Annotated in this window: 11 protein-coding genes and 1 pseudogene; 7 read left to right on the top strand and 5 right to left on the bottom strand. The window is 32.5% G+C overall.

Annotation, left to right across the window (positions count from 1 at the left end):
• Window positions 1–276: 276 nt before the first annotated feature.
• On the top strand, window positions 277–591 hold the full coding sequence (locus AC4BHA_RS11570; protein ID WP_490558674.1) for a hypothetical protein: 315 nt from the start codon (window positions 277–279) through the stop codon (window positions 589–591).
• A gap of 773 nt (window positions 592–1,364) precedes the next feature.
• Here the strand turns inward: AC4BHA_RS11570 and AC4BHA_RS11565 are convergent.
• The 3 genes from AC4BHA_RS11565 to AC4BHA_RS11555 all read right to left on the bottom strand — a co-directional run bounded on the left by AC4BHA_RS11565 (window position 1,365) and on the right by AC4BHA_RS11555 (window position 3,978).
• On the bottom strand, window positions 1,365–2,075 hold the full coding sequence (locus tag AC4BHA_RS11565) for a hypothetical protein (RefSeq protein WP_490558673.1): 711 nt from the start codon (window positions 2,073–2,075) through the stop codon (window positions 1,365–1,367).
• 92 nt (window positions 2,076–2,167) lie between these two features.
• Window positions 2,168–2,536: a hypothetical protein gene (locus tag AC4BHA_RS11560; protein ID WP_490558672.1), complete on the bottom strand. Its 369-nt coding sequence runs from the start codon at window positions 2,534–2,536 to the stop codon at window positions 2,168–2,170.
• A 62-nt stretch (window positions 2,537–2,598) separates the two neighbouring features.
• On the bottom strand, window positions 2,599–3,978 hold the full coding sequence (locus AC4BHA_RS11555; protein WP_490558671.1) for a Sau3AI family type II restriction endonuclease: 1,380 nt from the start codon (window positions 3,976–3,978) through the stop codon (window positions 2,599–2,601).
• Between the two features lie 167 nt (window positions 3,979–4,145).
• On the opposite strand from AC4BHA_RS11555, the gene dcm reads away from it, so the two are divergent.
• Together dcm and AC4BHA_RS11545 are read left to right on the top strand one after the other, a co-directional pair.
• Entirely contained in the window at window positions 4,146–5,396 is a 1,251-nt protein-coding gene (gene dcm / locus AC4BHA_RS11550) for a DNA (cytosine-5-)-methyltransferase (protein ID WP_490558670.1), read from the top strand.
• Between the two features lie 157 nt (window positions 5,397–5,553).
• Complete coding sequence (locus AC4BHA_RS11545; protein ID WP_490558669.1) at window positions 5,554–5,997, top strand: very short patch repair endonuclease; 444 nt, start codon at window positions 5,554–5,556, stop codon at window positions 5,995–5,997.
• Window positions 5,998–6,128: 131 nt separating this feature from the next.
• Here the strand turns inward: AC4BHA_RS11545 and AC4BHA_RS11540 are convergent.
• Window positions 6,129–6,404, bottom strand: a pseudogene (locus AC4BHA_RS11540) (transposase); the annotation flags it as partial.
• 181 nt (window positions 6,405–6,585) lie between these two features.
• Entirely contained in the window at window positions 6,586–6,753 is a 168-nt protein-coding gene (locus AC4BHA_RS11535; RefSeq protein WP_490558668.1) for a hypothetical protein, read from the bottom strand.
• A gap of 749 nt (window positions 6,754–7,502) precedes the next feature.
• Between AC4BHA_RS11535 and AC4BHA_RS11530 the strand changes: the two genes are divergently transcribed.
• The 4 genes from AC4BHA_RS11530 to AC4BHA_RS11515 are packed head-to-tail and all read left to right on the top strand — an operon-like array spanning window position 7,503 to window position 14,560.
• Window positions 7,503–8,984, top strand: coding sequence for an ATP-binding protein (locus AC4BHA_RS11530; protein ID WP_490558667.1), 1,482 nt, complete (start codon window positions 7,503–7,505; stop codon window positions 8,982–8,984).
• The gene (locus AC4BHA_RS11525) at window positions 8,977–11,787 is read left to right on the top strand and encodes a Z1 domain-containing protein (RefSeq protein WP_490558666.1); all 2,811 of its coding nucleotides are present in this window, start codon (window positions 8,977–8,979) and stop codon (window positions 11,785–11,787) included. Before AC4BHA_RS11530 ends, AC4BHA_RS11525 begins: the two co-directional genes overlap by 8 nt.
• Window positions 11,769–12,797 (top strand): PD-(D/E)XK motif protein, encoded by a 1,029-nt coding sequence (locus AC4BHA_RS11520; protein WP_490558665.1) that lies wholly within the window; start codon window positions 11,769–11,771, stop codon window positions 12,795–12,797. Before AC4BHA_RS11525 ends, AC4BHA_RS11520 begins: the two co-directional genes overlap by 19 nt.
• Window positions 12,794–14,560, top strand: coding sequence for an AIPR family protein (locus tag AC4BHA_RS11515; protein ID WP_490558664.1), 1,767 nt, complete (start codon window positions 12,794–12,796; stop codon window positions 14,558–14,560). Before AC4BHA_RS11520 ends, AC4BHA_RS11515 begins: the two co-directional genes overlap by 4 nt.
• The last annotated feature ends 398 nt before the right edge of the window (window positions 14,561–14,958 follow it).

Raw genomic sequence — 14,958 nt, 5'->3', positions numbered from 1 at the left:
TTCCTTTTGAAAATCTTATACATGGGGATAGCTCGCTATTGTAATGGAGTTTACTTTAATAAAAAGGAAAAACATAACAAAATAAATTTGTATTAACTTTTTTGTAGTATAATATTGGATAAGAATTAAGAGATTTAATAAAATAAATCTTCGATACAATATACGTATTGTTATTACCACAAGAGATGGTTGCTATATACATAGTAAGTATTTACTGAATTGATACATTCAATCTAAAATAGTTTGAAATATTTTCCAAGAGAGGTAATTGCCTTTATGAAAGGAATAAGAGTTGATTTTCCAGATGATGTTATAGATAGGTTTGATGTTGAAGGAGTTATTGTCTCTCCTTATGTGGATACACTAGGCTGGGCTTTCTTGTCTGAAAGTGAAACCAATAAAGTAATATTAAGAATCTTTTTGTTGAAGAAAGAGAGTATAAGCCTAGCATTTGAATTAAGTGATGAATTATCTGCATTTATGTTTCCGTCACGAGAAGAAATGGAAAGATTTTGTAATAATCTATTAAATATGTCTGCATTAGATTATATGACATTATTAAATGGCACTACTGCTATTAATTTTCACTAACTGATAAATATACAGTTATTATTTTTTTTGTTTTTGTCTATCATCATCCCATTCTTGATACAATCTTGTTCCAACAAAATATCCATCAGTGTAAACGTATTTATTTAAGTGTTGCGTTTATTAATTTTAGTGGGTTGCGACTTTTTTTTAGATGCGTTTAAATAGGCGAAAGGATAGAGCGGTTCGTGGACATTTATTGTCCATCGGTAAGAAATCTTAAAGAAAAGCAAAGGAGACATACGAAAAGCTCCTTCTTAATGAGAATTATCCTTTGGCTTATTAACAGGTAATATAAAGAAAAAAGATGCTGATTTTCTTTTTGCTACAATCAATACGATTTCAACGTACAACAGAATTATCGACCGGATTAGTTTGATTATATTATTTTGAAGAGGCACACCAGGATCCAAGTTATCAAGGAATCTTTGAATATTCCCCTCCACGAATTACGTTAGGAATGCCGATCGCTTCGGAAAGAAACAATTAGCAAAATGTGTTTAATCTCTTTGATAATAATGTGGCATTTGAGGTTCATTTCATGAAGCGCTTGACGATGATTTAGTTATACCTTTTCACTAGGATAACCGATATTGACGAAGTTGATTTGAGTGATATTTATTAACTAAACTATTTAGATAAAAAAGCCCTTAATATAAATAAACAAAGAAAAAGGGCTTTCATTACATTAATTAATTGGTAAATAGAAGTTAAATTATTCTAATTAGTCACATCAATAAAATCTAGACATAAATTGTCATGATTGTAATAATATTCTACAAGTCGAATATTATGCCATTCTCCACTCTTATATTTAGGTCTATAGCTTTGTATATATGGTTAGAGCTACTCGCGTAAGTTTTTACGTTTGTTGGAATTTTATGTGCGACCAAAAAGGCAGTAATAGGATATGTGTTTGCACATTTATTTCTACTAATCCAGTCTACATATTTTAGTAGCTGATCAATATATTCATTTTTTGCGGTTCCTTGTTTGACTTCGATAATTAAGTAATCTGTCACACAGCCCATATTAAATTTGTCGTATTTATAGCCAAAGATATCAATGCTGTCCATATATATTTTTGGCTTTTTTGGAGATGCAACCACCTGATGTGAGATAACATCCCAGTTTCCGAAAATTCCGATTGTCTTTTTAAGTTTATTGGCCAATTGATACAATAAACCAACTTCAATTGCCATTTCATTTGACAATTCACCTTGAGAATCAGCTACATTATTGAGTATATCCTTAGGCGAAAGGATGTATTGATTAGGTGAGTGTCTAAGCATTTTCGTTTTGGCTTTATTATGAAAAAACGTATATTTTGATTGAATGACATTATTGATGCTAGAGCTTTTATTCTTACTAATAATGATGTCCTTTAAAGCTTTATATTCTTCCTTGTCAATTTTAATGAAGCTTAACCTTTCATTATTAGGAAGAGAGATAAATTTATATGAATTTGATTGTAAAACCTCGTCCATATCTACCCCAGTATTAAATAAGAATGGAGATGGTTTAAACGTACAAATCCCTCTTAGTTCTTTTTCTTTGCCCCAATCTTTATCACCCCATATTAGATATTTAGAAATATCTTCGTATTTAATATTATTATTATCGTTGTTAATCCAGGTGTATTTGCCTGAGGGTAATTTAAAAACTTACAATCATATAATGGATAATTGTTTTTATTTCGATTTTCTTTGTTGATTAGTGGGACAAGTTCGCCAATTCCATAAATCATTCTTTTGTGAAAGAAATATACATTCTCACCAGGTTTCATATTCATATAATCGCCAAGAGTAGAAATTGCTGATGTATGCCATTTATTAATAATCGATCTCCCATTGTTGGTATAAGGTTTGACCTTAGTGGAATAAAGTCCGCGGGTAATGCATTGTCTCATGGATATGATAGAATTTAAATTGAATATATATCCGGCCATAAAACCAACTCCTGTCTTATACAATGATGAAAGGAAGATGCGAAACGATACATTATGTATTTCTATTCGTTGATAATCTTTCCAATATAACTATTGTTTAACCAATAACACTGCTTTGTTAGTTTTTCTCCAGTAGGAAGAGTAATCTTGTCATTTCCATCTCTACCCTTTGGTCGAATATGAGCTACTCCATTAAAGTCACTTTTAGGAAGGTTGTTGTACTCTACTAGTTTGTTTCCTCTTTTTTTGTATTCTATTTGGATGCCTTCTTTTATAACACGATTGACTTCTTCCCAAAGCTGCTTAATTTCTGTTTCGATAGTGGTGTGTGGCATATTCCATAGTTTAATGCCTTTGAAAAATAGCTCTCTTTTAGGGTTTTCTTTTTCAGTTTCTTTATATTCAAACACGGTAAATAGAAACTTAGTTTCTGTGAATTTTTGTCGAATATAGCTTTCTTCCCATGTCTCTGTTGTCCATTGATGAAAATCAATGTTCTCAAATGACATGCTTTCCTTAGGCTTGCCTGAAGGTTCGAGACGAACCGTTTTAAATTGAATATTTGCTTTTGCAAACTCTTCGATAGAGTCTAGTTTGGTACCCTTTACGCCTAAAATAGCGCTAATGAGTGTAGCATTAAACTGTTTTGATTTTGAGTTGTAATCTATATTTAATTTTTGGGATATTTCCTGTATTGTCATTCCATAATAAGGAGAGAATCTTTCTTCTAATAGCTCTTCCAATGTCTTTGTTTTTAATTCATTTGTATTCGTAAATCTGACTAAATCTTCATCTAATATATGCTTTCTAAGGAGTGCAGTCATATAGGATCCTTTTAAGGAGAAAGCTCTCTGCATGGCAGGTATATCAGAATAGGGCTGCTGCCGTAATGAAGATTTATTAGCTCCTTTGGTACACGCACCGAGATAGTTCGTATCTCCCTCAGAAAGCTCATGGGCTTTTCCTTCTCGTATCTTATCAACAATGGTTTGCCAATCTTGTTTGATGATTTGTAAATCTGCTTCAGAAAAATCATGTAATATATTTTTATAAATTCGTAAATCTTTTTGGGGAATGTTAGGTAACCATTCATAAACCATAAGTAAGATGGTTTGGTTCTTTTTCCAAAAGCTTGATGTTTCGAATATTGTTTTTACCTCATCCATGTAATTAATAATATTTAAAACAAGACGTTCCTTAGCTGATATGCTCCCATTTTTATTCCGTTTAAAAGCGGTTACTTTTAACTCAACTCCAGCTTCTTCAAAGTCAGCCCTTGCATCGGAATTTATTTTATATTCAAAGAGACTTTCTTCGATTACTTGACCTAGGCTGCCTTTTGTCTCTTTTTTTATACGACCTGTTTTATCAATCTCTCCAAATGTTTTGCCAATTGCTTCTTCAGCTTTTTCGTAAACTTCTTCTGGTGTATAATAAATCATTGTCATTCCCCCCCTTGATAGAAAGTGGATTTAAGTTGTCTAGATTTACTCATACTTATATTGTAAATTATTTTATGCGAAATTTGTCGTGCTAAGTGGTTGATCTTTTTGTGTTTTTTTATTATAATATGATATAAGTATTAAAAATACCGAAAGGATGTTCGGTTATGATGAAAGCAATTGAGTTGTTCGCTGGAGTTGGAGGCTTTCGTCTTGGACTTGAAGCAACAAAAGGTTTTGAAGTAATATGGGGAAATCAATGGGAGCCATCAAAGAAAACACAAGATGCGTTTAATTGTTATTCCCGACAATTTTTTGATAAAGGCATTCATTCGAATGAGGATATAGCTACAGTGGATGAAAGGCAATTTGTAAATCAAGGTATCGAATTAATTGTTGGTGGATTTCCTTGCCAGGATTATTCAGTAGCCAGGTCTCTTTCTGGAGAAAAAGGGATACAAGGTAAAAAGGGCGTTTTATTCTGGGAAATCATGAGATTAGTTCGTGAGATAAAACCAAAATATATATTGCTCGAAAATGTGGATCGTTTGCTTAAATCTCCATCTAAACAAAGAGGTAGAGACTTCTCCATTATGTTAGCTAGTTTCCGTGATGAGAATTATTCTGTTGAATGGAGAATCATTAACGCGGCTGAATATGGACAAGCACAAAGACGACGTAGAATATTTATTTTTGCGGTTAGAAATGATACACCATATATAAAAAATAGGGAAAATATTGATGGTAAAAAGATGCTACATGAAAAAGGCTTTTTTGCTAATGCTTTCCCGGTTCTAGAAGAGTCATCTGAAAAGCATCTACCTAATACTATTATCCTTAAAGAAGATATTGTTGAAGTATCAGATAACTTCTCAACAAATTATCGTAATGCAGGTATCATGAGAAATGGAGTCATTTATACTGAGGAATTGATCCCAGATAGTGAGAAACCAGTAACATTAGGTGAAATTCTAGAATCGGGTGTAGATGAGAAATATTATCTTCATGAAGCAGCATTAGAGAAGTTTAAATACCTGAAGGGTCCTAAGCGGATTGAACGAACTTCTGCCAGTGGGCATAAATATACATTTTCAGAAGGTGGTATGGCTTTTCCAGAACCGTTGGACAAGCCAGGTAGAACGATGCTCACTAGTGAAGGAACCGTTAATAGAAGTACACATGTGGTAAGAGATCCAGAGACAAACCGGATTAGAATCTTGACTCCGGTAGAGTGTGAACGATTAAATGGATTCCCTGATAATTGGACTGTAGGCATGTCAGAGCGTATGAGATACTTCTGTATGGGAAATGCGCTGGTGGTAGGTTTGATAGAAAGAATGGCTAATAGAATATTAGATATTGAAGAGGAAGATCAAGCAGCAATTAAAGAAAACCCTCACCAATTGGAACTGTTTTAAGGAAGGTTGTCCTAAAAGTTATTAAATGACTTTTTGGACAACCTTTTTATTTTCCCTATTGTTCCTTAGATAGAGGATATTTAGATTACCTCTCACTAGTGTTGTAAAGGAAATAAAGGGTATAGAATAAAAAATCCGAAATGAGATGTGATTTTTTATGTATACTCAAATATCAGATGAAAAAAGAAAAAAGATAATGAGCTCTATACATGGAAAAGGAACTAAACTTGAAAAGCGTGTATCAAAAGAGCTATGGAGACGTGGATTTCGCTTCCGTAAAAACGTTAGAAGTTTGTATGGTACACCTGATATTGCAATTAAGAAGTATAAAGTTGTTATTTTTATTGACTCGTGTTTTTGGCATGCATGTGAAATCCATGGGACACTGCCAAATAAGAACCAACCCTTTTGGATCAATAAATTTAATCGAAATAAAGAGCATGATAAAGAAGTGACTGATTATTATAAAAGAAAGAGATGGAATATTTATAGGGTATGGGAGCATGATTTAAAGAGAGATTTTTATGGTACGGTTGATAGAATTGAGGATTTTATTTTAGAGGCTAAAAATATAGGCTCTAAAAATAAGGTAATTCACTAACCTTTCTGTAGGAGTAACGTGAGTCTTTGTTTAATAATATTATTGAAAAGGTATAAAAAGAAGTGGGATTAAAATAGTTTTAGGATATAGACCTTACGATAATCTGACCCAAGAAAGTTAGACATATATAGTTAGGTTGCATCGAGGACCTGAGTCCGGTATTCCACCGGGCTCAGGTCCTTTAATTTTGTCTTCATTCGTTAGTTGTTGCAATAATGTGTACACTCCGCCAGCTCTTTCTCAAAATGCTCCATGCTCTCAAATTCTTGGAGATACATAAGCTCAGATTGCAATATGCCAAAGATATTTTCAATGACTGCGTTATCCAGGTAATTCCCCTTTCTGGACATGCTTTGGGTAATTTTATGTTGTTTGAGTGTCCCCTGATACTTCCTCATCTGATAATGTCAGCCCTAATGGAGATTGACTTTATCTCCAGGCAGGGAGATGAACTACAAACTGTTTTAACATATCAGCCAAAAGTCGATAGACGGGCGTATCATTAAGGTGGAGTCGATGATTTTCCCATTACACAAATCAATCAAGGACAGGGGATAAGTAGCATTTTCCATTTCAAGTTATCTGATGCTAGTGCTTAACTAATCCTTCGTCTTTTTTCAAGGATGGCCGCCCCTTTTTCTTAGGAATAAGGGCATCAAATCCTCCTACCTCAAACCTTTTTACTCCAATCATTCCAGGAGAGGAGCTGTTGAAAAGCGCAACTGTATCGATGGAGGAAGCCCCAGTTTCGTTCATATAAGTAAGTACATCCATTTTAAAAGTAGCTGGATAGTTTGTATGTGATTTAGGGAAAGCCTCGGGCCATGTGTTTCATAAAGTCAAATCCACCCACTTAAAATCGTCAGATTTATTCCGATACTTTTCGCAATCTCTGTCATGGATTCGTCTTAGTATAAATATCTTCTAATTGCTTGAATCCGTTGTTCAGCATTTAATTTCGCCATATAAAAAACACCCTTTAAAAATTAGATTGAGTATCTAAATTTTAAGGGGCAGTTCAATAAAGGGGGCTGGTTCTTTTAGAATATAGGAAAGATAATTTTGGCGGTGATAACCAATGGGTAACCTTGATTAAATAATCGTAATATATTGTTATTTAGAATATTTAATGGGACAGTACTCTTATTGAATAATTTTAAAAAATAACTGTTTGTTTTAAAATAAGTGAATTTACTTTTTAAACCAATTTTTATTATAGCAATTTTTGTAGTTACAATAGATGATATAATTAGAGTGGAAGTAGATATAAAGAATGAGATATAAACCATCTTATAAGAAAAAAGAGTCTATTTAACTGTAATTAGTGGTGTACCTATTCAGTTTGTTAGAGTTTTGAAATTTAAAACAAACAAATTTAGCTGAAGATATTCTTAATAACAATATCTTTGGAAGTAACCTCTTGTTGCTGTTATCCCTATAAAGTTGTTGTTGAAAAATGAGTTTAGATAATGCTTTTTATTTTTATGGTTAGGAGGATATAAGTTTTGCGTAATTTTGACAGTGAGATAGTAGTGCCTGATGCTGCTCCATTGATTAATTCATTAAGAGCAATTGGATATAGTTTAGAAACAGCAATTGCAGATATAGTAGATAACAGTATTGATGCTAAAGCTACCGTTATAAAAATTGATATGTTTTGGGATAGTGAAAATAGTTATGTCCGTATAGAAGATGATGGTATTGGTATGAATGAAGTTGATTTGGTACTGGCAATGAAGATTGGTTCAGCCAACCCAAATAATGAAAGAAAACAAGGGATATTAGGTCGATTTGGTATGGGTTTAAAAACTGCTTCATTCTCATTGGGAAAACGCTTAACAGTTCAAACAAGGAAGAAAGAGAAGACTTATATTAGGTGCTGGGATTTAGATCATATTGCTGAAACAAATAAATGGGATTTACTAAAAAGTCCATATAATTCTCAATCAACTGAAATCTTGGGTTCTATAGATAATACAGGAACTATTGTGTTGATTGAAAATTTAGATAGGGTTATTGAAGAGCCTTATACTACAAAAAAGGTTCAAAAGTTTTTCAATAAAATTAGTATGGTAGAAGAGCATTTAGCAATGGTTTTTCACAGATATTTGGAGGGACCTAATAGGATATTAATGTACTTGAACGGTAATAGAATTCTACCTTGGGATCCCTTTTTGAGCAAGGAAATTGCGACTCAGGAATTACCACCCGAATCTATATTAATTAATGGTGATATAGTTCGCATTCAACCATACGTCCTCCCGCATCATACAAAATTGACAAAGACGGAATATGAAAAGGCAGCAGGACCTAAAGGGTGGTTAGAACAACAAGGTTTTTATATTTATAGAAATAAAAGATTATTGGTAGCTGGAAGTTGGCTACATCTTTTTGGTCGTGAAGAATCATATAAGTTAGCGCGAATTAAAATAGACATAACAAATAAGTCGGATTTTAATTGGCAAATAGATATAAAAAAATCAAATGCGAAGCCTCCACAGGAGTTAATAGGTATACTAAGAAAAATCGGTGAGAAGACCAGGCATAAATCTCATGAAGTTTATTATCAGAGAACTGTTGGTAAATCTACTGAAAATAACATGATAAATGATTATATATGGGAGCAAGTTTCTACAAAAACTAATTCTTATTTTCGTTTAAATAAAAAAAATAGCTTTTTAAAGGAGCTTTTTGATTCTAATGAAGATTTTGCTGCAAAATTAAAATTTTATCTCTTTCATGTAGAGGAATACTGTCCTGCAAATCTAGTTTCATTTAATGTAAACCAAACAGCAATATCTAAAGTTGAGGAAGTAACCCCTGAACAGAAAAATAAAATTAAAATGCTAATTGATATTTTTAGAGAAAATGATTATAGTTTGGAAGAAATTATAGAACAATTGGCTAACTACAATAGCTTTAGTAACCATTCTAAAGAAGAATTAAAAAGTATTGTCTATGAGATAATGGGAGGATATTATGTATAACGATGCTAGAGATACAGCATTAAGAATACTTGAAAAACTTAATGTAGATGAAATAAACCTCATTGATGAAATAGTTAAAGCTATTGATAGAGCTAGTGTTGTATTCGAATTATCAGAAGATGAGAAGATTCGATTAAAAGAGGACCTAATAAAAAGCCTGAATATAACAATGTCACATAAAAGCATATTATTGAACAACGATGATAGCGAACATATACCTTGGTTACCAGCGAAGAAGCATACGATGAAATTTAAATACTGGAATAGGTACAAAAAGTATCTTTTGTCTAAAAAAAAGTGGTCGCCTAATGTTGTGAATTCGCTTGATGATACAAGTGAATCTATCATTGAACTTTTGGAAGATCCATCTGTAGAAGGAAGAAAATATGATAGAAGAGGACTAGTTGTTGGTTATGTACAATCTGGTAAAACAGCAAATTATACAGCCGTAATTAATAAAGCAATTGATGCTGGGTTTAAATTAATTATTGTACTTGCCGGTATGCATAATGATTTAAGATCACAAACGCAAATGCGATTGGATGAAGAAGTGCTAGGTTATGAAACTAGTAAGGATAAACTAAAAGAGGCATTAGAAAATCAAGTGAACGCTATTGGTGTTGGTGAGCTTTTTGGAGAGAATTTTTTTGAAGTATTCTCCTTAACTACAAGGGATCAAAAAGGAGATTTTACTGCTAGCAAAGCTAAGGTCAATATACAACCAAAGGTTCAGCCGCTTTTATTGGTGGTTAAAAAAAATGTAAGTGTATTAAAAAGTATTTTAAAGTATTTTAGAACAACAAGCCCTCTAGCTAGACTTAGTACTCCTGATGCGCCGTTTAAGACAGTACCAAACATACCATTTCTTATGATTGACGATGAAGCAGATCAAGCATCTGTTAATACTGCTGATATCTATGATGAGAATGGTGATTTGATACCTGACTATGATCCATCTAAAATTAATAGATACATTAGGGATATATATAATACCTTTGAACAAAGGGCATATGTTGGCTATACAGCAACACCTTTTGCAAATATCTTTATTAACCAATATGGTTCAACTAACCAACATGGCGATGACTTATTTCCTAAAGATTTTATTATTAGCCTACCGAAACCTTCAAATTATGTTGGTCCATCGGAATTTTTCTTGTTAGACTCAGAAGATGAAGAGGCGGTAAAACCTCCATTAATAAAAGAGATAGATTACCATGAAGACTTCTTACCATATAAACATAAAAAGGATCACGAGCCTGATATATTACCTGATTCCTTGGTACAAAGCATATATGCATTTTTAATAGCTACTAGTATTCGGAAAATTAGAGGCCAAATAAATGTGCATAATTCAATGTTGATTCATACAACTAGGTTTAAAGATGTGCAGAAAAGAGTGAAAGATTTAGTTGTCGAAGAGATAAGGGAAATAAAAAATGATGTTAAACATAGTAAAAAATTAGGCCCGCATTATTTGGGAATAAAATCATTTTTTGACTCTGAGTATAATCCTGAAAAATTAGCTGAAATAAGAGAAGAATTTCCTAATCACTTTGATGATAATATAGAGAGTTATATTTCTTGGGAAATGGTGGAACATGAACTTAATGCAACTATAAGCTCTATAAAAATAAAAGAGATAAACGGTAATAGTAAAGATTCCCTAGAATATAACGATTACAAAGAAACTGGTTTAAACGTCATTGCAATTGGTGGAGACAAATTGTCACGAGGGTTAACTTTAGAAGGATTGACTGTCAGTTATTACTTAAGAGCGAGCAAAATGTACGATACACTTATGCAAATGGGTAGGTGGTTTGGATATAGGCAGAATTATTTAGACGTTTGTAGAATTTATACAACAGGAGAAATTATTTCTTGGTTTCAGCATATTGCATCTGCGACAGAGGAACTAAGAGGTCAGTTAGATTATATGGCAGAAATTGATGCAACTCCAAGTGAATTTTTGCTAAAAGTACAATCTCATCCAGATATGTATATCACTAATACATTAAAAATGCGATCTGCAAAACAAATCAAGGTAGATTATAGTAATGAGCTAATCCAGACAACCGTATTTCCAGTAAACAATAGCGATTTTCATAAGAATAATTATGATGCTGTATCAAGACTAATTTCAAATATCCAAGAACGATATACAAAAAGATTTAGCCATGATTTAAGAGTAAATTCCGGGAAAAACAATCACTATTATTGGGAACGTGTAGGATATGAACTCATAGTTAATTTTTTGGAAGAATATCAAACCGTTTCATCTGCGTCTAGAGCAAATAGTAAGAGTTTATCTAAATATATAGAAAAAAGAGCTGAAGAAAACGAACTTATAAATTGGACGGTTGTACTAATTAATGTTGGTAAAGAAAATAATGAGTTTGCTCATTTGAACCTTGGAGACGGAATTCAGCGTAGAGGGATAGTAACAAAGGCAAGTGTAGAGCTTACCTCTATTAAGACTTTAACTTCTGCTGGACATGAATTTTATGACTTTAATGATGCTCAATTCAAGGAAGCTCAACAGATTCTTAATCTTGAAAAAGGTAAAAGAAACAAAAAAGCTGCTTCCAAAAAGGCGAGATCTATTCGTAACCCTAAAAATGGTTTGCTAATTCTGTACCCTTTATGTCATGAGCCACTGGAAAAGTATACTTTTACTCAAGGGAATAAACCCTTTGGCTTTGCGATATCATTCCCTGAAAGTAAAAGTGAAAATACTGAAGTTGACTATGTGGTAAATAGTTCACTTACTGAGGATGAAGAATATTGGAACGAATTGGAGTAACTTATAAAGAGATAGATAATAGTATTTCGGTTAGTATGTTGTTAGCATCGCAATTAAAAGCAAGACTTATAAAGAATTTGGGCTTTGCAACTATATTCCTTGCAATTAATACAGAGCATAAGAGGCTCTTTCTCTTAGGATTAACAAGAATTTTGGATAAAGAAACAGTAGATAAATTTCCGACTTGGAAGGGGATCAATATATATCAGAAAAAGATGTTTAATCCAATTACAAACAGGGACAACTGGTTCTTAGTTTTTGAGCAACAAGACCTAATTGCTAATGATATTTTCGAATACCTTGTTGCGGATATTATAGAATTCATTATAGATTCAAACAACTTAAATCAACTCCAGTATAGACTTAAAAAGGTTTTATTTAAGTGGAAGTTATTTTTTTTGAAGAATAGTGCAGTCGGGATCTCAGAAAAGGTACAACAAGGGTTGTTGGGAGAACTTTCATTCATTTATCAAGTTCTCAAAACGGAAGGTAATCCAAATAAAATTATATCTTCATGGTATGGAACAGATAAGGAAAAAATTGATTTTCAAATAGGGGATTTAGGGGTTGAAATTAAAACATCTAGTGCCGGAAAACCATATAGAGTAACCATTAGTAGCGAAGAACAATTAGAAACGTATCAAGGACTAGATTTATATCTTTATTGTGTTATGCTTGAAAAATCTAAAAGATTAGGTATTACGATCCTAGATATTATTAATGAAATAAAGGCTCTACTTAATGATTACCCTGATGTATTACTTGAATTTAAGAATAAGTTATTTTTATGTGGGATTATTGAACCGAACTTAAAAGTAGAAAAATTAATAAAATTTATTATTAAAGAATCCTTCTATTTTAAAGTAGAAAATGAATTTCCTAGAATTTCCAAAAACACTCTACCTTTAGGTGTCTTAAACGTTAAATATCAGATCTCATTGGATAGTTGTAATTCATTTCAAGTTCAAGAGGAACAAGTTCTTTATAAAGTAAAGGAAGTTATTCAATGAAATTAGAAGATTTTATTGCTACATTTACTGAAGAAATAGAGAGTCAATATGATATGGCTTCAAATTCTGAGCAAATCTTTGTAGAAAAGATGGGTGAATACCTATCAGAAAATGGAATTATTACAGATATCGAGCTGAGTTTTGGTCAAAAGTCTGGTCAAGGGATAAAAGTTAATGCCTATTCTTTGAAGGAGGAACAAGAAACTTTATGTGTTTTTATAGCTGAATATGATAAGTACAAATTTGGTAAAACAATTAGTAAGACAAATGTTGAAAAAACACTTAGAAGAGCAGTTAAATATTATTCAAAATCTATATCGGGTATGAAAAATGAGATGGAAGAAACAGCGGAAGATTACCCACTTGCTCAGTTGATCTATGAACAACATGGTAAATTGATTAAATCTGTTGAATTCTTTTTATTTACAAACAATTTATATAAGGTGAATGAAAAAGTTGAGCTTCCTCATGTTGAGGGAATAAAATCCAAATATCATATTTGGGATATAGAAAGACTTTATCAATTAATAAATGAAAATCAAGGCTTAGATAATGTAGAAATAAATTTTGAAGAATATTTTGGTAAAACATTTGAATTAATTAAGGTACCAAATAATGAAGATGCTCATTTCGATTGCTATATGGGGTTCATACCGGCTGACTTGTTAGCAATGTCTTATGATTTATGGGGTCAACGTCTTATTGAAAGAAATGTGAGGTCTTTCTTACAAGCAAGAGGAAATGTTAATAGAGGAATTAGAGACACACTCAGGAAAAATAAGGAGATGTTTGTGGCTTATAATAACGGGATATCAACTGTCGCAGAAGACGCAATATTAGAGATAGTGTCGGAAGGTTCAAACCTTTTTAAAGTTAAAAAGGTGAAGGGTTGGCAAATTGTAAATGGTGGTCAAACAACTGCATCAGTTTTTCATGCTTTAAAAGAAGGCATAGATTTATCTAATGTTTTTGTTCAAATAAAGTTGACGGTAGTGCAATCGGATATTGGAATGAATAATATGACAGCAAAGATATCCGAATATGCAAATACACAAAATAAAATATCTATGTCAGATTTGAAAGCCAATCATCCTTGTTTAATAAATTTAGAAGCTATTTCGAGGACAACATGGATACCTTCTAGTGATGGTACAAAATCTAACTCTAAATGGTTTTTTGAGAGAGCAAGGGGACAATACCTAGTAGAAGTAAATAGACAAACTACACCAGCGAAGAAGAAGGCGTTTCAAAAGGAAAATCCTAAAAACAAAGTACTTAGCAAAACAAATATAGCTAAGTATTTTATGTCATGGAATCAAAGCCCTCACATTGTAAGTAAAGGTGGAGAGACAAACTTTGAAGCCTTTATCAGTCTTATTGATGAGAAAGATATTAACGTAGATTCAGTTTTCTTTAAAGAAACTGTTGCGAAAGGAATCTTATTTAATACGTGTGACAAAATAATTAAAGAATTAGATTTACCAGGTTATAAAGCTAATGTGATAACTTATACTATATCAATGCTCTCCTATATTTATAAAGGAAAGCTAGACTTTTTAAAAATTTGGGAACAACAAAGCATAAGTATCGAACTTCAGTACAATTTGAGAATTATAGCTTCATACACTTGGAAACACATTACAAATCCACCGGTGGCAGGAACTAATGTAACGCAATGGTGTAAGAGGAAAGAATGTTGGGATAATTTTGTTGATGAGCAATACTCTGACATAGAGAATCATATAAAAGAAGCCGTTCATTAATCTCGTATTGTAGACAAAAGGAATTCAGAATGACTCTATGGAGTCCATATTCTGAATTCCTTTCTTAATTTTTTGTTTTTTTCGAAGGATAGACCAATCTTTCGCTCTTATTTAGGTCAGTTTTGGACTTGCCCAAGTCCAATTTGCCATCTTCTTTAAATTCATGGCAAAACCTTAGAAAGGTTAAAGGCAGCTGTTGGCAATCAGTTTCATCCAGAATCTCTGCTGCATTCTGGCCAAGGCGTGCACTATACGCATCCTCTCTTCCAAAGCAAAGTGGAAAAGCTTGGCTTAACTCAATTGATGTCCCGAAAGGGTAACTGTTGGGATAACGCCCCGATGAAGAGCTTCTTCGGACATTTCAAAGATATAGCAGAATATAAAGATTTGATAATTTG

Source organism: Pradoshia sp. Z3_51, from assembly GCF_058215915.1.
Note: the sequence above shows the minus strand (reverse complement) of the source record. Positions and strands in the feature narration are given on the sequence as shown.

Bases quoted from the DNA above. Each gene is read 5' to 3' on its own strand.
- AC4BHA_RS11570 (WP_490558674.1), top strand. From the start codon at position 277: ATGAAAGGAATAAGAGTTGATTTTCCAGATGATGTTATAGATAGGTTT.
- AC4BHA_RS11565 (WP_490558673.1), bottom strand. From the start codon at position 2,075: ATGGACGAGGTTTTACAATCAAATTCATATAAATTTATCTCTCTTCCT.
- AC4BHA_RS11560 (WP_490558672.1), bottom strand. From the start codon at position 2,536: ATGGCCGGATATATATTCAATTTAAATTCTATCATATCCATGAGACAA.
- AC4BHA_RS11555 (WP_490558671.1), bottom strand. From the start codon at position 3,978: ATGATTTATTATACACCAGAAGAAGTTTACGAAAAAGCTGAAGAAGCA.
- dcm (WP_490558670.1), top strand. From the start codon at position 4,146: ATGATGAAAGCAATTGAGTTGTTCGCTGGAGTTGGAGGCTTTCGTCTT.
- AC4BHA_RS11545 (WP_490558669.1), top strand. From the start codon at position 5,554: ATGTATACTCAAATATCAGATGAAAAAAGAAAAAAGATAATGAGCTCT.
- AC4BHA_RS11535 (WP_490558668.1), bottom strand. From the start codon at position 6,753: ATGAACGAAACTGGGGCTTCCTCCATCGATACAGTTGCGCTTTTCAAC.
- AC4BHA_RS11525 (WP_490558666.1), top strand. From the start codon at position 8,977: ATGTATAACGATGCTAGAGATACAGCATTAAGAATACTTGAAAAACTT.
- AC4BHA_RS11515 (WP_490558664.1), top strand. From the start codon at position 12,794: ATGAAATTAGAAGATTTTATTGCTACATTTACTGAAGAAATAGAGAGT.